This is a genomic window from Leisingera sp. ANG-M6 (assembly GCF_000813905.1).
Taxonomy (GTDB): Bacteria; Pseudomonadota; Alphaproteobacteria; order Rhodobacterales; family Rhodobacteraceae; genus Leisingera.
Map to the genome: position 1 here is coordinate 56,232 of NZ_JWLG01000012.1, position 17,210 is coordinate 73,441.

Consider the following 17,210-nt stretch of genomic DNA (forward strand, 5'->3'; position numbering starts at 1 on the left):
CAAAAGGTCAGCTGTCCATCTTCAGCGCCGAGATGAAGGCCTCCTGAGGAATATCCACCTTGCCGAACTGGCGCATCTTCTTCTTGCCCGCTTTCTGCTTGTCCAGGAGCTTGCGCTTCCGGGTGGCGTCGCCGCCGTAGCATTTGGCGGTCACGTCCTTGCGCAGGGCAGACAGGGTCTCGCGGGCGATCACCTTGCCGCCGATGGCGGCCTGGATCGGGATCTTGAACATGTGGCGCGGGATCAGCTCCTTGAGCTTTTCGCACATCGCGCGGCCGCGCATCTCGGCCCGGTCGCGGTGCACCATGGTGGAGAGCGCATCGACCGGCTCGTCATTCACCAGCACCGACATCTTGACCAGGTTGTCCTGGCGGTAGCCGGTCATCTGGTAGTCGAAGGAGGCATAGCCCTTGGTCACCGATTTCAGGCGGTCGTAGAAGTCGAACACCACCTCGTTCAAGGGCAGGTCATAGACCACCATGGCGCGGGAGCCGGCGTAGGACAGGTCCATCTGGATGCCGCGGCGGTCCTGGCAGAGCTTCAGCACGTCGCCCAGGTATTCGTCCGGCACCAGGATGGTCGCCTTGATCCGCGGCTCCTGGATGTGGTCGACCTTGGAGGGGTCGGGCATGTCGGCAGGGTTGTGCAGCTCGATCATCTCGCCGGGCACATTGTCCTTGCCCTTCATGTAGACGTGGTAGATCACGCTTGGTGCGGTGGTGATCAGCTCGATGTTGTATTCGCGTTCGATCCGGTCGCGGATCACCTCCAGGTGCAGCAGGCCCAGGAAGCCGCAGCGGAAGCCGAAGCCGAGGGCGGCGGAGGTTTCCATTTCAAAGCTGAAGGAGGCGTCGTTCAGCGCGAGCTTGTCGATGGCGTCGCGCAGGTCCTCGAATTCGGCCGAATCCACCGGGAATAGACCGCAGAACACCACCGGCTGGGCCGGTTTGAAGCCCGGCAGGGCCTTTTCGGTGCCGTTGCGGTCGTTGGTGATGGTGTCGCCGACGCGGGTGTCGCGCACCTGCTTGATCGAGGCAGTGAGGAAGCCGATCTCACCCGGGCCCAGCTCATCCACCACCTGCATGGCGGGGCGGAACACGCCGATGCGGTCGACATGGTGCAGGGTGTTGTTCGACATGAACTTGACCCGCATGCCCTTTTTCAGGACGCCGTCCATGATGCGGACCAGGACGATCACGCCGAGGTAGCTGTCGTACCATGAGTCCACCAGCATGGCCTTCAGCGGCGCGTCGCGGGTGCCTTCGGGTGCAGGCAGGTGCTGCACGATGCTTTCCAGCGTTTCGCGGATGCCCTGGCCGGTCTTGGCAGAGACCTGGATGGCGCCGGTGGCGTCGATGCCGATCACATCCTCGATCTGCTCCGCCACCCGGTCGCAGTCCGACGCCGGCAGGTCGATCTTGTTCAGCACCGGGACGATCTCATGATCCGCGTCGATGGCCTGATAGACGTTGGCCAGCGTCTGCGCCTCCACCCCTTGGGTCGAGTCGACGACCAGCAGCGAGCCCTCAACCGCGCGCATGGAGCGGGAGACCTCATAGGCAAAGTCGACGTGGCCGGGGGTGTCGATCAGGTTCAGCACATAGGTCTCACCGTTCTGCGCTTTGTAGTCGATGCGCACGGTGTTGGCCTTGATGGTGATCCCGCGCTCGCGCTCGATGTCCATGGCGTCGAGCAGCTGTTCCTTCATATCGCGGTCCTTCACCGTTCCGGTCTCCTGGATGAGCCGGTCAGCGAGGGTGGATTTGCCATGGTCGATATGGGCGACGATGGAGAAATTGCGGATGTGAGCGAGGTCAGTCATGCTGAGGCATATGATTTGGATTCGGGGTTTGGTCAAGGTGGTGCGTACGCTGATCAGGCCGCATATTAGTGTGACGGCATATTCCTGTGACAGACATCGACTACCCTTCGCGCCTTCGAAGCGAACTAGCATACAGAGACGTAACGGTAAGCACTGGCGTTGCTTTGCGCGCGATCTTGAGAAACCTGATCGATGTGAATTTTTCATCATACAAAGATCAGAGTGGAGTGTTCCTGCTGCCAAGGTTCCAGGTAATTCTGAGAGCCCTGGCCCACTACAGAGACCCGTCTGCGGAACTGATGTCTGCCTTGGAGGCCTCCGCCAAGCGACAAGAGAAATCCATTTTGCATCGAAAATCTTCGGTTTTCTATGCTGCAAAGTTAGCTTCGGCACCAGACAAGGACTTGGCCCAAAAAATCATTCATGATGTAGCTTCAGAATTTGGAAGCCACGAGCATAGAAAAACCTCCTTTCACAGTTTCCGTCGCAATCGCGAAATGGACAACGCATATTGGGTAGAGCAAAATCGCCTTCTTGATCTGAGTTGGAAGGATTGTGTCGGTGCATCTCAGGACATGTTTTCCGCTCCGCTTTGGCTAAATAGCGAACAACCACAAACAAGTTATCGAGAAGAGCGAATTTTTTCGGACTATCTAACAGCTGAAGAATACAGTTTCTGGCGCGAATGGTACCAAGGCTTCCTAGAGGGGAAACCACTCGACTGGAAGCTACAACAGCGAATTGCTTTGATTGACGAGCCAATCTGGGACGCTGGCCCGAAGGCCGTCGCTGCCGAAATCGAACGCATCCGCGCTCTCTTTGAGCTGGAACAGGAAGTCGCCCGCCTCAAGGCACAGCTTGGCGCAGCCGAACGCACTCCTAAAGCTGCTCTTTTCGGCGACAATGGCGGGCCGCCGCTGGAGGATGCTGCGGCGCGCGCTTTGCAAACTGACCTTTCGCTGATCTGGAAACAGGTTGAGGAACTGGAGGAGGAGATTGCGAAACCGTCGCCCTCCCCGTCGCTGCTGGAAAAGATCGCCAAGACTCTTTGGGAGATTTCCCTGCGCATGGCGGCCTACTGCGGGTCTGTTGCGGATGGCATGATCCGCGAGGGAACTAAGGAATTGGCGAAGGCCGGTGCAAAGTGGACCGCAAGGGCAACAGCCGTCACCGTCACGGCGCAAACCGAAGGCGTCCAGTCCGTTGTCAAGGCCATTTGGGCATTCGTCAAAACGCTCCAATAGGCTTGCAGTTAGCTCACCCCCGGCCGGCAGGCCGGAACACGCCTGACCTTCCCCGTCAAACCAAAGGTTTGCCTCCGGCAAAACGGGAAGGCGTGTTACGCCTCCCCTAAGGTCAGGTGCGTTCCTCGGTGTTCAAACGCACCCGTTGTCCAATATCGCGCTTCGTTTCAACCCTCGGACCGGGCGCTGCCCTCAGGTTTACGACGCGGCCTTTGCCCCCTGCCCTCCGCGCCGCGCCGCCAAAACCCCGCAAATTCGCGCCGTTCCCTGCATGGCTCGCCAAAATGCGCTATACTGCTCCCGTACCGCGAGACGCGCGCCCCTGTGATGCGAGTGACAAGCAAAGGAGGACGATCCGCATGGATGCAATCAAAGCCGCTGAATACGCCCGCGCGCTCTACAGCGCGCATGGCGACAAGGCCGAGGCTGAGGCCGCGCAGAAGATGCGCGCCTGCGAAGAGGCCGGCAAGGACGATGAGGCGGCAGACTGGAAAGCCGTGCGCCAGGCCGTCCGCGCCCTGCGCGGGCCGAACCAGACCTGAGCGAAACCAGCGCTGGAGGGCCGTGGACCGTGGCGCTCCAGCCCCTTCATTCCCCGTTTACCACGATTGAAACGCAGCCCCGCATTTGCCATACTGCGGCCAGAACTGCGGGCATCAGACCCGCTTGCCAAACACGGGGCATGAGCAGATGAAAACTTTCCTGACAACCGCGCTCTGCGCCGGCTTTCTGGCCGCGCTGGCGCCTGCGGGCGCTGAGGCCGGCGCCATTGAACGCGCCTGCCGCCAGTCGGACCGCACCGCGGCCTCGCCCAGCCTTTGCAACTGCATCCAGAAGGTCGCCAACCGCAGCCTGACAGCGTCGGAGCGCAAGAAAGTCTCCAAGTGGTTTGCCGATCCGCACCAGGCCCAGGTGGTGCGCCAGTCCTCCAACCGCAGCGACGAGCGGCTGTGGCTGCGCTACAAGGCCTTTGGCGACCACGCGGCACGCAGCTGCGGCTGAGGCGGCGGCACATTCACGATTGCTGGGGGCGCCCTTCGGGGCGCCTTTTCTATTGATGCATCCGCGCTGCGGCATTTTCGCAAGGGGGAAAGACTGCGGCATTGCCACCCTTGACCCGCGCAGCCTCAAACCGCAAAGAACGGCCTAAGGTATTGGAGCAGTTGATATGTTGATCAAGGGCGTTTCCTTGCGCGGGCTGGAAGTGTTTGAGGCTTTGGCCAAGACCGGATCCGTGGCGCAAGCCGCCGAGATGACCGGGCTGAGCCAGCCAGCGGTCAGCCAGCAGATGCGCAACCTGGAAAAGGCGCTGGACAGCGAACTGATCGACCATGGCCGCCGCCCGATGGTGCTGACTGCCGCAGGGCGCAGTTTTCTGGCCCGGACAGAGGCGGTGCTGGGCGAGCTGCGGCTGGCCCAGAGCGAGCTGACGGTGATGGACCTCACCCACCTGCAGGCGCTGTCGATCGGGCTGATCGACGACTTCGACAATGACCTGACGCCTCGGCTGGCCACCATCCTGGCCGACAGCCTCACCCAGTGCCGGTTCAAGATGATCACCGCCTCCAGCCACGACGTGGTGCGGGCGATGGAAGCGCGGGAACTGCATATCGCCATTGCCGCCACTGCCGGCGGCCTGCACGAGGGGCTGGTGGAATACCCGCTGGTGCGCGATCCCTTCATCCTGGTGGCGCCGCGCGGCGCGGTCTCGGATGCGGCGCAGGCGGCAGAGCAGCTGAGCGGCCTGCCCTTCCTGCGCTATGCCCGCGAACAGCTGATTTCACAGCAGATCGAGGGTCTCCTAGGGCGCCAGAAGCTGGAGTTCGAGAACCGGTTTGAGGTCGGCTCGCATCTGGCGCTGATGGCAATGGTGGCACGGCGGATCGGCTGGGCCATCACCACGCCGCTAGGGTATATGCGCGCGGGCCGGTTCCACGACCAGATCGACGCCTTCCCGCTGCCGTTCGGGGAAATGTCGCGGACAATCTCACTGTTCACCGCCGCCGACTGGGCCGACCGGGTGCCGCGCGATGTGGCCGAGACCGTGCGCCGACTGGTGCAGACCCAGATGATCGATCCGGCGGTGCAGCAGCTGCCGTTCCTGGCAGGCGGTTTCCGGGTGATTGCGGAGTAATTTACAGCGCCGCCCTAAGGCCCTTGGCGGCCTGTTCGATCAGGTCGAGGCAGCCGTCGAAGTCGCGGGTGTAATAGGGATCCGGCACGTGGCCGGCACCGGTCTCCGGCGCATAGTCCGTGAACAGGCGCACCGGGGTTTCGCTGCCAGCCGGGCGCAGGGCTTCGATGTTTTTCAGGTTACTGTCATCCATGGCGATGATCAGGTCGAAGCTCTCGAAATCGCCGCGCCGGAACTGCCGGGCGCGCAGGTCGGAGATATCCAGCCCCCGCGCCCGCGCCGCCGCCTGCATCGGGCCGTAGGGCGGCTCGCCTGCGTGGTAGGACGCGGTGCCGGCGCTGTCGGTCTCAGCCTCCGGGCAAAGCGCGCGGAACACGCCCTCCGCCGCCGGGGAGCGGCAGATGTTTCCTAGGCAGACAAACAGAATACGGGTAGGCATGGGCAAATGGCTCCTTTGAACGGGAGTAGTGATAGGAGGTTCTGCAGCGATGGAAAAGAGCGCGAAGATCGTGATCCTAACCGGCGCCGGGATTTCCGCCGAGAGCGGGCTGGGCACCTTCCGCGATGAGGGCGGTCTCTGGGCGCAGCACCGGATCGAGGATGTGGCAACGCCCGAAGGCTTTGCGCGCAATCCGGACCTGGTTCATGGCTTCTACAATGCGCGGCGCAGGCAGGCGGCGGAAGCAGCGCCCAACCCGGGCCATCAGGCGCTGGCGCGGCTGCAGCGGGAGCATCCGGGAGAAGTGGTGATTGTGACCCAGAACGTCGACGGGCTGCATGAGGCCGGCGGCGCAGACGGGGTGCTGCATATGCATGGCACGCTGGCAGGCGCGCTGTGTGCGGCCTGCAGCCACCGTTGGCCTGCACCAATGGAGATGCAGACCGGCCAGCCCTGCCCTGCCTGCGCGGCGCCTGCCGGGCGACCCGATGTGGTCTGGTTCGGTGAAATGCCGTATTTCATGGAGGAGATCTATGCCCATCTGGCCGGGGCGGATCTGTTTGCCGCCATCGGCACATCGGGCGAGGTTTACCCAGCCGCGGCCTTTGTCGATGAGGCGTATCTGGCAGGCGCCCATACGGTGGAACTGAACCTGGAGCCGTCGGCCACCGCTTCCCGCTTTGCAGAGCGCCGCTTTGGCCCGGCCAGCGGGATTGTTCCGGACTGGGTGGCTGAGCTGCTGGGCTGAGCCCAGGCGGCAAAAAGCCCGCCAAAGAGCGGGCTTTGGGCGCGAAGGAGGGCCGAAGCGCGGCCTGACGCCGCGCCGGCCCTGCCCTGTGGCGCTTAGTTCGAGTGGCCGGAGTGATCCGAATGGCCGTGGCCCTCGGCCTTGCGCTCCAGATCCACCGGCACCTCGATCTCGACCTCGCCGGCCTTTTCGAACACCAGCGTGACCTTCACCACATCGCCGTGGTTCAGCGCCTGCTTCAGGCCCATGAACATGATGTGGTCGCCGCCGCGCATCAGCATATGGGTTTCACCGGCCGGCACGGCAAAGCCTTCCTCCACATGCATCATCTTCATGACGCCGTCATCGCCTTCCTTGTGGGTGTGCAGCTGCACCTTGGCGGCCACGTCGGAACGCACGTCGATCAGCTGATCGTCGGCCTCACCCTTGTTCATGATCTCCATGAAGGCGGCACCGGCCTTGGCTGTCGGGGAAGATACCCGCGCGTATTGGTCGTGCACCATGATCATGGCATCGCCTGCAAAGGCGGAGGTGGCAAAGGCAGCAGCAGCCGCGGCTGCAAAAACAACAGACTTCAGGGACATGTTCTGTCTCCTCATAGTTGGATTTTCAAATTTCAGATAGGCTGTGTGTGAACGTCAGGCGGCTGGCGGCGCGCGGGCGCTGGCATTCAGAATATGCTGCACCGAGGCCAGTGCGGCCTGCCGGCCCGCCGAGGCTTCACTGCAGACCACAACCGGCAGTACCAGCCCCGCAGGCTGCATCACCGCGTCCAGCACATGCATCACGCAGTCGGGGCAATTGTGCGGCGGTTTGGCCGGCTGGCCGTCGCTGTCGACGTAGATTGCGACCGGGCCGGTGCCGGTGCAGATCACCATCTGGCCCGCGGCGTTACGCTCCCCCTGCCGGGCGGCGGCGCTGTGCGCCGTCAGGGCAACGGTCAGGGCCAGGAACAGCCCAAGGAATATGCGCAAGGCAGGTATCATCTGCAGGCAGATATGCCCCCAAGGCAAACCGTCTGCAAGGCGCAATCCTGCGGCAGATTGCGCAAACGCAAACACCGCGCAGGGGCAGCCCTGCGCGGTGTCTCTTAATCCGATCCGGTGAAGGGATCAGGCCAGGGAATTAAGCCTGTGCGGCTTGTGCCTTGGCGATCTCTTTCTTCACTTTCAGCGCGTTTGCCGACAGCTCTTCGTCCTTGGCTTTGGCCAGGAACGCGTCCAGGCCGCCGCGGTGGTCGACAGAGCGCAGGGCAGCTGCGGAGATGCGCAGCTTGACGCCACGGCCCAGAACTTCGGACTGCAGGGTCACGTCGTTCAGGTTGGGCAGAAAGCGGCGCTTGGTTTTGTTGTTGGCGTGGCTGACATTGTTGCCAGTCATCGGGCCTTTTCCGGTCAGTTCGCAACGGCGCGACATATCTTCATCCTTCGTTTTTTGGAGGCTCCGGCAGTCCGGCGCCAAATCACAAGGGGCGCGGCCATTGGCTGCGCCCGAAAACTGGTCCGCTGCTCTTACGCTCAACCGGCAACAGCGTCAAGTGATTCAACTCAGCTTTCTTGCCGCGCTTACTGCACCTTTTCCTGCGCCGCTTCAAGCCTCTCCAGACCGGCTTCTGCCGCCGCCCCGAGCCCCGGCCGGCCGCGCTGCCGGGCCACCCGTGCCAGCTTCTGCCAATAGGTCCGCGACAGCCTGCGCCGGCTGCGGTGCAGCTCCAATACCCGCGCCGCGTTCAGCGGGCCGTCGCGCAGCAGCGATTGCAGGTCCCAGAAGCTGCCACCCTCGCGGATCACCTGGCTGGCCGGATGGCCGCCGCAGGACAGCCGGCACAGCTGCAGGTCCGGAAACACCGCCTGGATGAACAGCGCGTGACTGAGGTCCATCTTGCGGAACGGATCAAACAGCACCACCCCCTGTAGATCATGGCGGCCATAGCGCACCAGGTCGCCCAGCGCCGCATCAAAGGCCTCTGCCTCCTTGCGGCGCCGGTCATGCGGCACCACGCCCGGCGCAATTGTGTATTGCGGTGAGACGGCAACTAGGCGGTTCAGGCGCAGCGCCCCGGAGAACCGCAGCGCCCCGTAGCCGCCCATGGAAAACCCCATGGCAGAGACGTCGCCATAGCCCTTGGACAGTTCCTTCAGGCTGCGCGACAGCGCCTTGGTCTCGCTGTTGATGTACCAATCGTTGTGGCGAGGCTGGATGTGCAGATGGGCATAGCCGTGCCTGGTCATGTTCCTGACCGGGCCGCGGTCCTCGAACTCCCCGGCCACGGCAACCCGCTGGCGGAAGGTCACGAACAGCCGTTCTGCGCCTGCGTTGAACAGCGAGGCGCGCAGGCATTCGCCGTCGAAGACCCGGATTTCCTGCATCTGCGCGGCTCAGCCCTTCAAATGGTCCTGCAGCATCTGCTGCGCCGCCGCCGCCGGGGTCAGCGCGCCCTCGGCCACCTGCCCCGACAGCTTTGCCATCGCCGCCTGGGCGCTGGCGGTGTGCAGCCGCGCCAAGAGCGCCTGGCGCACCTCCTGGTCGAACCAGTAGCAGGACTGATCGGCGCGGCGGCGGCCCCAGTGGCCGTTTTCGCGGCGCCAGGCGGTGAGCGTTTGCATCTCTTCCCAGGCCTTGTCCAGCCCGTGCTCCTCTACCGCGGAGACCATCAGCGCCTTGGGGAAACCTTCGGGGTCCTGCGGCCGCTTGCGCAACAGGCGCAGGGCGCCGGCGTAATCGGCGCAGGTGCGGGTCGCCACTGGCTTCAAGGGTCCGTCGGCCTTGTTCACCAGGATGAGGTCGGCCATTTCCATGATGCCGCGCTTCACCCCCTGCAGCTCATCGCCGCCGGCAGGCGCCAGCAGCAGCAGGAACAGGTCCGACATTTCTGCCACCACGGTTTCCGACTGGCCGACGCCGACGGTTTCGATCAGCACCACGTCAAAGCCTGCGGCCTCGCACAGGGCGACAGCTTCGCGGGAGCGGCGGGCGACGCCGCCCAGGTGGCTTTGGCTGGGGGACGGGCGGATGAAAGCGTTCTTCTCGCGGCTGAGCCGTTCCATCCGGGTCTTGTCGCCCAGGATCGACCCGCCGGAGCGGGCGGAGCTGGGATCAACCGCCAGCACCGCGACCCGCAGGCCGAGGCCCGTCAGCATCATGCCGAAGCTTTCGATGAAGGTGGATTTGCCAACGCCCGGCGTGCCCGACAGGCCGATGCGCAGCGACTGGCGCTTGTGCTTGGCCAGCTCCGACAGCAGCTCCTGCGCCCTGGCGCGGTGATCCTCGCGGCCGCTTTCCACCAGGGTGATGGCACGGGCCAGCGCCCGGCGGTCGCCATCGAGGATCTTTTGTGTGAGCTGTTCGGTGTCCATGCGCGTCTTCCTGATGTGTTGGGCGGGACCTTGGCGCAAGCCGTGCGGCAAAGTCCAGCCCCTGCCGTCTGGCGCGCACCCTACATCAGAGGGCGGCCCAGAAAAGGCGGCAAATCCGCCGTGCCTGAGGCGGTTTGCGGATTGCCGGGCGCTGCAAGGCCGCTGGACCTCCCCCGCCCCTTTGGCGATAAGGCGGAATGACCAGATTGCCGATCGAAGACGCCCTCCCCGACCTCCTGGACGCGCTGCGCGCCCGCGGCCGTGCCGTGCTGCAGGCGCCGCCCGGTGCGGGCAAGACCACCCGGGTGCCGCTGGCGATGCTGGAGGCCGGGCTGACGAAGGGCCGCATCGTGATGCTGGAACCCCGCCGCCTCGCCGCCCGCGCCGCTGCCGAGCGGATGGCGGAAACGCTGGGCGAGAAGCCCGGCCAGACCGTCGGCTACAGGGTGCGCGGTGACGCCAAGGTTTCGACATCCACCCGCATCGAGGTGGTGACCGAGGGCATCCTGACCCGGATGCTGCAATCGGACCCTGACCTGCCCGGCATCGGCGCGGTGATCTTTGACGAATTCCACGAACGCTCCCTGAACGCCGATCTGGGGCTGGCCTTGTGCCTGGAGGTCGCGGGCGCACTGCGCGATGACCTGATCCTGCTGCCAATGTCGGCAACATTGGACGCCGGGCCGGTGGCGGCGCTGATGGATGCGCCGATGGTGACGTCTGAGGGGCGCAGCTATCCGGTTGAGACACGCTGGCTGGAGCGCCCCCTGCCCGCGCAGGCGCACCGCGTCGATGCGCTGGCGGATCTGGTGGTTCAGGCTGAAAGGGAAACAAAGGCCACCGGCGGCGGCATCCTGGTATTCCTGCCCGGCGAGAGCGAGATCCGCCGCGCCGCCGGCGCGCTGGAGAAGCGCCTGCCCGGTCATTGCCATATCCGCCCGCTGTTCGGCGCCCTGCCCTTTGCCGAGCAGCGCGCGGCGATCCAGCCGGAACCGCTGGGGCGCAAGGTGGTTCTGGCGACCTCGATCGCCGAGACCTCGCTGACCATTCAGGACATAAGGGTGGTGGTGGATATGGGCCAGGCGCGCCGCGCACGCTTTGATCCAGGATCCGGCATGTCCCGGCTGGTGACCGAGAAAGTCACCCGCGCCGAGGCGACCCAGCGGCAGGGCCGCGCGGGCCGGGTGGCGGAGGGCATCTGCTACCGGCTGTGGACCAAGGGCGAGGAAGGCGCGCTGATGGCGTTTCCGCCGGCCGAAATCGAAAGCGCTGACCTGACCGCACTGGCGCTGGAATTGGCGCTGTGGGGCGCCGCGCCGGAGGACCTCTCGTTCCTGACCCAGCCGCCTACCGGCGCGCTGGCAGAGGCGCAGGCGCTTTTGAACATGCTGGGGGCGCTGGACACGCAGGGGCGCATCACTGAGCACGGTAAGGCACTGGCCGCCCTGCCCTTGCATCCGCGGCTTGGCCATATGCTGCTGCAGGCAGGCCCTGCCGCTGTGCCCCTGGCGGCCCTGCTGGGTGAACGCGATCCGCTACGCGGCGGCCCTGCGGACCTGTCGCTGCGGCTGAAGGCGCTGAGGGACCCCAAGGGGTTTGCGCGCAATCACCCCTACCAGCTGAACCGCCCGGTGGTGGAGCGGATCAGGAGCGAGGCGCGGCGGCTGGAGAAACAGGCAGGCCACCGGGATGCGGGCCTGTCTGCCGCGATGATGGCCGCCCTCGCCTATCCGGACCGCGTCGGCCAGCGCCGCAAGGGCGACAATCCACGGTTCGTGCTGTCCGGAGGCAAGGGCGCCATATTGGATGGCGGCGATACGCTGGCGGGGGCACCGTTCATCGTGGCGCTGGATACCGACGGTAACCCGCGCGAGGCGAAGATCCGCATGGCGGCGCAAATCTCGCTGGCCGAGATCCGCGAGCTGTTTGCGGATCAGATCACTTGGGAGGACACATGCGAGTGGTCCAAGCGCGACCGGCGGGTGGTGGCGCGCCAGCAGGAGCGGTTCGGCGCCATGGTTCTCGATGACCGGATCTGGAAGGACGTGCCGCCGGACGCGGTGGCGCGGGCGATGCTGGACGGGGTGCGCGACCTCGGCCTGCGGCTCACCGGGGCTGCCGCGCGGCTGGCGGCGCGGGTGGAACTGGTCAGGGCGGAAGGCCATGACTTGCCGGATTTCTCACTGCACGGTCTGACGGAGAACCTGGAAGACTGGCTGCTGCCGATGCTGGACGGGGTGAAATCGGCCGAGGACTGGAAACGCTTCGATCTGCTGCCCGCGCTCAAGGCGGCGCTCAGCTGGGAACAGACGCAGATGCTGGACCGCGAGGCGCCGGGCAGTTTCACAACCCCGCTTGGGCGCAAGATTCCGATCAGCTATGACGGCGAGATCCCGGAAATCTCGGTCCGCCTGCAGGAGATGTTCGGCGTCACCCGGCACCCTTCGGTGGGCGGCGTGCCGTTGAAGGTCTCGCTGCTGTCGCCCGCCCAGCGCCCGATCCAGATCACCCGCGACCTGCCGGGCTTCTGGGCCGGCTCCTATGCAGATGTGAGAAAAGACATGCGCGCCCAGTACCCCAAGCACCCCTGGCCCGAAGACCCGACCCAAGAAGACCCGACGCTCAGGGCGAAACGGCGCAAGTAGCGAAACGCAGCGCGGCTGAGCCGCGCTGCCCGGCCCAACGGCTGGCGGTGCATCTGTGATGCACGGATCAGCGGACGGGAGCCCCGCCTGAGGCCTGCGGTCTGCTGCACGGCAAACCCGCGCATCATCTTGCAACCCCGGTCAATCAGGCGTAGATTCCTGCAGTTACACACACGACACGGGATATTCCCCAACAACAAAAGGCTGAGCACAAATGACAAGCCCCCTGACCCGCGCCTGGAACGAGATCATCAAACCGATGCTGCAGCGCCCTGCCCGCGTGCAGGTCGCCGCCCTGTGCTACCGCATGGATGCGGACGGCAAGGAAGTGCTGATGATCACCAGCCGCGGCACCGGGCGCTGGATCCTGCCCAAGGGCTGGCCGGTTGAGGGCAAGGATGGCCCCGACTCCGCCCTGCAGGAAGCCTGGGAGGAAGCCGGCGTCAAACCGGCCCGCATCACCCCGCAGCCGATCGGCGAATACCATTTCACCAAGCGCCACGACAACGGCACCGAAGAGCCCGTCACAACGCTGATCTTCGAGGTCGAAGTGGAGCAGCTGGAGGATGATTACCCGGAATCCAGCGAGCGCACCCGCCAGTGGATGAAGCCCGCAAAGGCTGCCGGGCTGGTGGATGAGCCGGAACTGCGGGACATTCTGCACCGTTTGTAAAAGTTATGTGACATTTTCATGTCAGAAGCTTGATCCGTTCCATGAGCGGGGGTAGGCGCGTGCCCAGACCCCGGAATCAGGAACGCGACGATGAGCCACGAAGATCAGCGCCCGCAATGGAACACGCTGGATAAGGATCTGAACAGGATCTCCCAGCTGGAGCTCGCGACCAGCTATGCCTCCCGCCCGCTGGTGGCGCCGGGCATTGCGCTCGCCTTCATCGTGCTGGCAGGCCTTGCAGCCGGCGTGTTCTTCGGCGGTTCCGCCATGAGCATGGTGGTGATCGCCGCCGCGGCGTTCGGCGCCTATATGGCGATCAACATCGGCGCCAATGACGTGGCCAACAACATGGGTCCGGCGGTGGGCGCAAACGCGCTGACCATGGGCGGCGCCATCGTGATTGCCGCCATCTGTGAAAGCGCAGGCGCCCTGCTGGCAGGCGGCGATGTGGTGTCGACCATTTCCAAGGGCATTGTCGACCCCACCGCAGTAAGCAGCAGCAGCGTGTTCATCTGGGCGATGATGGCGGCGCTGATTTCCTCGGCGCTGTGGGTGAACCTGGCCACCTGGGTCGGCGCGCCTGTGTCCACCACCCATTCGGTCGTAGGCGGCGTGCTGGGCGCTGGTGTGGCTGCCGCGGGCACCGCCGCAGTGAACTGGCCCACCATGGGCAAGATCGCTGCCAGCTGGGTCATCTCTCCGGTGCTGGGCGGCATCATCGCCGCGCTGTTCCTTGCCTTCATCAAGGCCAAGATCATCTATCAGGACGACAAAATCGCCGCCGCACGGCGCTGGGTGCCGGTTCTGGTCGCCGTCATGGCCGCCGCCTTTGGTGCCTATCTGGCCCTCAAAGGCCTGAAGAAGATCGTCAAGATTGACCTGCAGACCGCGCTGCTGATCGGTGCCGGCATCGGCGCGGTTTCCTATGTGATCACCGCGCCGCTGATCAAGCGCCAGTCCGAGGGCATGGAGAACCGCAACAAGTCGCTGAAGGCGCTGTTCGGCCTGCCGCTGGTGATTTCCGCGGGCCTGTTGTCCTTTGCCCATGGCGCCAATGACGTTGCCAACGCGGTTGGCCCGCTTGCCGCCATCGTGCACGCCACCGAGTTCGGCGACTTTGCCGCCAAGGTCGCAATCCCGACCTGGGTGATGGTGATCGGCGCCTTCGGCATCTCCTTTGGCCTGTTCCTGTTCGGCCCCAAGCTGATCCGCATGGTCGGCAGCCAGATCACCAAGCTGAACCCAATGCGCGCCTACTGCGTGTCGCTGTCCGCCGCCATCACCGTGATCGTGGCCAGCTGGCTGGGCCTGCCGGTCTCCTCCACCCATATCGCGGTGGGCGCGGTGTTCGGTGTCGGCTTCTTCCGCGAGTGGCACATGGAGCGCCGCCTGAAGAAATCCGCCGCAGGCCGCCCGGTGGAGAAACGCATCGCGCCGGAGGAACGCCGCCGCCGCAAGCTGGTGCGCCGCAGCCACTTCATGACAATTGTGGCCGCTTGGGTGATCACCGTCCCTGCCGCAGCACTTCTGTCCGCGGTGATCTACCTGCTGCTCAATACCTTCGTCAGCTGAGCCGCACCACATTCACATTAGGAACCCCCGCACCATCCGGCTGCGGGGGTTTTCTTTGCCTTGGTTTCAGCCCCTAGAACCGCTCCACCCAAGGCCGCAGCACCAGCTCGTCGCTCCAGGCGGAGCGGTGCTGGTTAATCAGATGCATGTACTCCGCGGCAATGGCATCGGGGTCCAGCATGCTGTCGGGGCTATCCGCGGCCTCTGTCCGCTCTGGCCGGGCGGCATTGCGGATGCCGCCGTCGATATTGACCCAGGCGACATGGATGCCCTTTGGGTGCAGCTCCCGCGCCATCGATTGCGCCAGGCCGCGCTGCGCAAACTTGCCCATCGCAAAGGGCGCGGACTGGGCAAAGCCCTTCACCCCGGCGGAGGCGCCGGTGAACAGGATGGTGCCGCGCCGCCCGTCCAAGGCCTGCTGCATCAGCATCCTCTTGGCCGCCGCCTGCCCCAGCACAAAGGCGCCATAGGCAGTGATCTCCACTGCCTTGCGCACCGTTTCCGGCTCCAGTTCTGCAACAGGACCGCGCAGCCGGGCCGAGGGGTTGTAGCAGGCCACCCGCAGTTCCCCGGGCAAACCGTCGATCAGTGCCGAGGTCCCGTTGGTGTCGGTGCCATCGAGCACGTGCAGCACGGCCCCGGTCTCTGCTGCCAGCGTCTCCAGCTTGTCCGTATTGCGGGCAGCCAGATGCACCGCATAGCCCGCAGCAGAGAGCTGCCGGGCGAAAGCCGCCGACAGACCGGTCCCGGCCCCGACGATCAGCGCCTGCGGTTTGGATGATGTGCCTGCCATTGCCAGCCCTCCCCTGTCCTTGAGTGAAATGCTGACGGCAATCCACTCATGACACAAGGTTTATCGGGCAGCGCCTTGGCCGAAGGCTGAATCAGGCCTCTGCCGCGGCAGGCAGCTGCGCAAGAACATCTGCCGCGGTCACCACCTTTCCAAAACCTGCGTGCAGGGCGGACAGCGTGACCTCCAGAACGGTCCCGGCATCCAGCATCCCGCCGTTGCGCGCGGGCATGTCAAAGGCGATCAGCGCATCTTCTACCACCTCGATTTCAAACCCGAGGTTGGCGGCAGAGCGGGTGGTTGAGTTGACGCAGAAGGCTGCCACCCCACCCGCAATCACCAGCCGGGTGATCCCGGCGTCCCGCAGATGCTGCTCCAGCCCGGTGCCGTAGAACCCGGATGAGCCGATTTTCCAGAACACCGCCTCGCCCTCCTGCGGCACCGCGCAGGGCAACGGCTGGCCGCTGGGCAGATCGCGGCGGAACTTGCTCTCGGGCCGCGGATCGTCATGCATTACATGCACCACCGGCAGATCCGCGGTGCGGAAGGCTGCGGCCAGCTCGGCCACCGTCTCCTCCGCATCCGGATTAGCCTGCGGGCGGCCAGAGGCGGCCACGTTGGCCATCTCCTGCTGCATGTCGACGATCAACAGGGCTGTGCTGCGGTCCATGGGAAATCCTCGCGGTGAAATTCTTGGCAGGAGGTTTGCCGAAACCGTGCCCAGCGGCCAGTGCAAACTCCCATGCCCCTGCGTCATGGGCGCATAGCGCACGAAAAAGGCGCGCAGCAGCCCCGGCTGCGCGCGCCCTTCCAAATCAAATGTCGCCTGCGGTTCAGCCGCCCAGGCACCAGCGCATGATTGCCTTCTGTGCGTGCAGGCGGTTTTCGGCTTCGTCAAAGATCACCGACTGCGGGCCGTCCATGACGGCGGAGGTCACCTCTTCCTCGCGGTGGGCCGGCAGGCAGTGCATGAACAGCGCATCGGGCTTGGCATGCGCCATCAGCGCGTCGTTCACCTGATAGGGGCGCAGCATGTTGTGGCGGCGCTCCTTGGAAGACTGGCTGTCATGCATCGACACCCAGGTGTCTGCGACCACCAGATCGGCACCCTCCACCGCCTTCACGGCGTCGCGCTCGACCACGATCTTCGATCCAGCCTTGCGCGCCAGTCCCATGAACTCCTCTTCCGGGTCCAGCTGCGAGGGGCCGGTGAAGGTCAGGTCGAAGCCGAACTGCCCGGCCGCATGGATGAAGGAGGCGCAGACGTTGTTGCCATCGCCGCACCACACCACCTTCTTGCCCTTGATGGAGCCGCGGTGCTCCTCGTAGGTCTGCACATCGGCCATGATCTGGCAGGGGTGAGTGCGGTCGGTCAGGCCGTTGATCACCGGCACATCGGAGTACTCCGCCATCTCGGTCAGCACGGTCTCATCGAAGGTGCGGATCATGATCATGTCGACATAGCGGCTGAGCACGCGGGCGGTGTCGGCGATGGTCTCGCCATGGCCCAGCTGCATGTCCTTGCCCGACAGAACCATGGTCTGGCCGCCCATCTGGCGCACGCCGACATCAAAGGACACCCGGGTCCGGGTTGAGGGTTTCTCAAATATCAGTGCCACCATCCGGTCCTTCAGCGGCAGCTCATCATCCAGCGCCGCCTTGGGGCGGCCGAGGCGCGCCTGCTTGGTGGCTTTGGCCTGGTCGATGATGGCGCGCAGGTCGGCAGGGTCGGTTTTGTGGATATCGAGGAAATGGTTCATAGTCGTATCGCTTTGTTCTGGCGAAGG

General features: G+C 64.8%; 18 protein-coding genes. 8 read left to right on the forward strand and 10 right to left on the reverse strand.

Annotation, left to right across the window (positions count from 1 at the left end; all coding sequences use genetic code 11):
* Positions 1 to 7: 7 nt before the first annotated feature.
* A complete protein-coding gene (gene lepA, locus RA24_RS09425) occupies positions 8 to 1,822 on the reverse strand; it encodes a translation elongation factor 4 (RefSeq protein WP_039151358.1) in 1,815 nt (604 codons plus the stop codon).
* An 86-nt stretch (positions 1,823 to 1,908) separates the two neighbouring features.
* Between lepA and RA24_RS22240 the strand changes: the two genes are divergently transcribed.
* From RA24_RS22240 to RA24_RS09445, 4 genes are all read left to right on the forward strand, one after another.
* Complete coding sequence (locus tag RA24_RS22240; RefSeq protein WP_152612827.1) at positions 1,909 to 3,066, forward strand: hypothetical protein; 1,158 nt, start codon at positions 1,909 to 1,911, stop codon at positions 3,064 to 3,066.
* 359 nt (positions 3,067 to 3,425) lie between these two features.
* Positions 3,426 to 3,608 carry a hypothetical protein gene (locus RA24_RS09435; RefSeq protein WP_039169377.1) on the forward strand — a complete coding sequence of 61 codons (183 nt, stop codon included), beginning with the start codon at positions 3,426 to 3,428 and terminating at the stop codon, positions 3,606 to 3,608.
* Positions 3,609 to 3,756: 148 nt separating this feature from the next.
* Complete coding sequence (locus tag RA24_RS09440; protein WP_019296110.1) at positions 3,757 to 4,068, forward strand: hypothetical protein; 312 nt, start codon at positions 3,757 to 3,759, stop codon at positions 4,066 to 4,068.
* 166 nt (positions 4,069 to 4,234) lie between these two features.
* The gene (locus RA24_RS09445; RefSeq protein ID WP_019296109.1) at positions 4,235 to 5,200 is read left to right on the forward strand and encodes a LysR family transcriptional regulator; all 966 of its coding nucleotides are present in this window, start codon (positions 4,235 to 4,237) and stop codon (positions 5,198 to 5,200) included.
* A 1-nt stretch (position 5,201) separates the two neighbouring features.
* Here the strand turns inward: RA24_RS09445 and RA24_RS09450 are convergent, their stop codons facing one another.
* Positions 5,202 to 5,639 carry a low molecular weight protein-tyrosine-phosphatase gene (locus tag RA24_RS09450; protein WP_019296108.1) on the reverse strand — a complete coding sequence of 146 codons (438 nt, stop codon included), beginning with the start codon at positions 5,637 to 5,639 and terminating at the stop codon, positions 5,202 to 5,204.
* 49 nt (positions 5,640 to 5,688) lie between these two features.
* On the opposite strand from RA24_RS09450, the gene RA24_RS09455 reads away from it, so the two are divergent.
* Entirely contained in the window at positions 5,689 to 6,387 is a 699-nt protein-coding gene (locus tag RA24_RS09455) for an NAD-dependent deacylase (RefSeq protein WP_019296107.1), read from the forward strand.
* Positions 6,388 to 6,482: 95 nt separating this feature from the next.
* Here the strand turns inward: RA24_RS09455 and RA24_RS09460 are convergent, their stop codons facing one another.
* The 5 genes from RA24_RS09460 to meaB form a co-directional block, all read right to left on the reverse strand.
* The gene (locus tag RA24_RS09460; protein WP_039151371.1) at positions 6,483 to 6,971 is read right to left on the reverse strand and encodes a copper chaperone PCu(A)C; all 489 of its coding nucleotides are present in this window, start codon (positions 6,969 to 6,971) and stop codon (positions 6,483 to 6,485) included.
* A 54-nt stretch (positions 6,972 to 7,025) separates the two neighbouring features.
* Positions 7,026 to 7,361: a DUF2946 family protein gene (locus tag RA24_RS09465; RefSeq protein WP_241480926.1), complete on the reverse strand. Its 336-nt coding sequence runs from the start codon at positions 7,359 to 7,361 to the stop codon at positions 7,026 to 7,028.
* Positions 7,362 to 7,512: 151 nt separating this feature from the next.
* Positions 7,513 to 7,803 carry a 50S ribosomal protein L28 gene (gene rpmB, locus RA24_RS09470; protein ID WP_019296104.1) on the reverse strand — a complete coding sequence of 97 codons (291 nt, stop codon included), beginning with the start codon at positions 7,801 to 7,803 and terminating at the stop codon, positions 7,513 to 7,515.
* 149 nt (positions 7,804 to 7,952) lie between these two features.
* Positions 7,953 to 8,756: a hypothetical protein gene (locus RA24_RS09475; RefSeq protein WP_039191181.1), complete on the reverse strand. Its 804-nt coding sequence runs from the start codon at positions 8,754 to 8,756 to the stop codon at positions 7,953 to 7,955.
* Between the two features lie 9 nt (positions 8,757 to 8,765).
* Positions 8,766 to 9,743 (reverse strand): methylmalonyl Co-A mutase-associated GTPase MeaB, encoded by a 978-nt coding sequence (gene meaB / locus RA24_RS09480; RefSeq protein WP_052269572.1) that lies wholly within the window; start codon positions 9,741 to 9,743, stop codon positions 8,766 to 8,768.
* Positions 9,744 to 9,940: 197 nt separating this feature from the next.
* On the opposite strand from meaB, the gene hrpB reads away from it, so the two are divergent.
* The 3 genes from hrpB (at position 9,941) to RA24_RS09495 (ending at position 14,633) form a co-directional block, all read left to right on the forward strand.
* A complete protein-coding gene (hrpB, locus tag RA24_RS09485; RefSeq protein WP_039191182.1) occupies positions 9,941 to 12,388 on the forward strand; it encodes an ATP-dependent helicase HrpB in 2,448 nt (815 codons plus the stop codon).
* Positions 12,389 to 12,602: 214 nt separating this feature from the next.
* Positions 12,603 to 13,061: an NUDIX hydrolase gene (locus RA24_RS09490; RefSeq protein ID WP_039191183.1), complete on the forward strand. Its 459-nt coding sequence runs from the start codon at positions 12,603 to 12,605 to the stop codon at positions 13,059 to 13,061.
* A 90-nt stretch (positions 13,062 to 13,151) separates the two neighbouring features.
* The gene (locus tag RA24_RS09495) at positions 13,152 to 14,633 is read left to right on the forward strand and encodes an inorganic phosphate transporter (protein ID WP_039191184.1); all 1,482 of its coding nucleotides are present in this window, start codon (positions 13,152 to 13,154) and stop codon (positions 14,631 to 14,633) included.
* 73 nt (positions 14,634 to 14,706) lie between these two features.
* Here RA24_RS09495 and RA24_RS09500 read toward each other — a convergent pair whose 3' ends face one another.
* The 3 genes from RA24_RS09500 to argF form a co-directional block, all read right to left on the reverse strand.
* The gene (locus RA24_RS09500) at positions 14,707 to 15,426 is read right to left on the reverse strand and encodes an SDR family NAD(P)-dependent oxidoreductase (protein WP_039191185.1); all 720 of its coding nucleotides are present in this window, start codon (positions 15,424 to 15,426) and stop codon (positions 14,707 to 14,709) included.
* A 91-nt stretch (positions 15,427 to 15,517) separates the two neighbouring features.
* Complete coding sequence (locus RA24_RS09505; RefSeq protein ID WP_039191186.1) at positions 15,518 to 16,093, reverse strand: isochorismatase family protein; 576 nt, start codon at positions 16,091 to 16,093, stop codon at positions 15,518 to 15,520.
* Between the two features lie 163 nt (positions 16,094 to 16,256).
* Positions 16,257 to 17,183 (reverse strand): ornithine carbamoyltransferase, encoded by a 927-nt coding sequence (argF, locus tag RA24_RS09510; protein ID WP_019296096.1) that lies wholly within the window; start codon positions 17,181 to 17,183, stop codon positions 16,257 to 16,259.
* Positions 17,184 to 17,210: the final 27 nt, after the last annotated feature.

Bases quoted from the DNA above. Each gene is read 5' to 3' on its own strand.
- lepA (WP_039151358.1), bottom strand. From the start codon at position 1,822: ATGACTGACCTCGCTCACATCCGCAATTTCTCCATCGTCGCCCATATC.
- RA24_RS09435 (WP_039169377.1), top strand. From the start codon at position 3,426: ATGGATGCAATCAAAGCCGCTGAATACGCCCGCGCGCTCTACAGCGCG.
- RA24_RS09440 (WP_019296110.1), top strand. From the start codon at position 3,757: ATGAAAACTTTCCTGACAACCGCGCTCTGCGCCGGCTTTCTGGCCGCG.
- RA24_RS09445 (WP_019296109.1), top strand. From the start codon at position 4,235: ATGTTGATCAAGGGCGTTTCCTTGCGCGGGCTGGAAGTGTTTGAGGCT.
- RA24_RS09450 (WP_019296108.1), bottom strand. From the start codon at position 5,639: ATGCCTACCCGTATTCTGTTTGTCTGCCTAGGAAACATCTGCCGCTCC.
- RA24_RS09455 (WP_019296107.1), top strand. From the start codon at position 5,689: ATGGAAAAGAGCGCGAAGATCGTGATCCTAACCGGCGCCGGGATTTCC.
- RA24_RS09460 (WP_039151371.1), bottom strand. From the start codon at position 6,971: ATGTCCCTGAAGTCTGTTGTTTTTGCAGCCGCGGCTGCTGCTGCCTTT.
- rpmB (WP_019296104.1), bottom strand. From the start codon at position 7,803: ATGTCGCGCCGTTGCGAACTGACCGGAAAAGGCCCGATGACTGGCAAC.
- RA24_RS09475 (WP_039191181.1), bottom strand. From the start codon at position 8,756: ATGCAGGAAATCCGGGTCTTCGACGGCGAATGCCTGCGCGCCTCGCTG.
- meaB (WP_052269572.1), bottom strand. From the start codon at position 9,743: ATGGACACCGAACAGCTCACACAAAAGATCCTCGATGGCGACCGCCGG.
- hrpB (WP_039191182.1), top strand. From the start codon at position 9,941: ATGACCAGATTGCCGATCGAAGACGCCCTCCCCGACCTCCTGGACGCG.
- RA24_RS09490 (WP_039191183.1), top strand. From the start codon at position 12,603: ATGACAAGCCCCCTGACCCGCGCCTGGAACGAGATCATCAAACCGATG.
- RA24_RS09495 (WP_039191184.1), top strand. From the start codon at position 13,152: ATGAGCCACGAAGATCAGCGCCCGCAATGGAACACGCTGGATAAGGAT.
- RA24_RS09500 (WP_039191185.1), bottom strand. From the start codon at position 15,426: ATGGCAGGCACATCATCCAAACCGCAGGCGCTGATCGTCGGGGCCGGG.
- RA24_RS09505 (WP_039191186.1), bottom strand. From the start codon at position 16,093: ATGGACCGCAGCACAGCCCTGTTGATCGTCGACATGCAGCAGGAGATG.
- argF (WP_019296096.1), bottom strand. From the start codon at position 17,183: ATGAACCATTTCCTCGATATCCACAAAACCGACCCTGCCGACCTGCGC.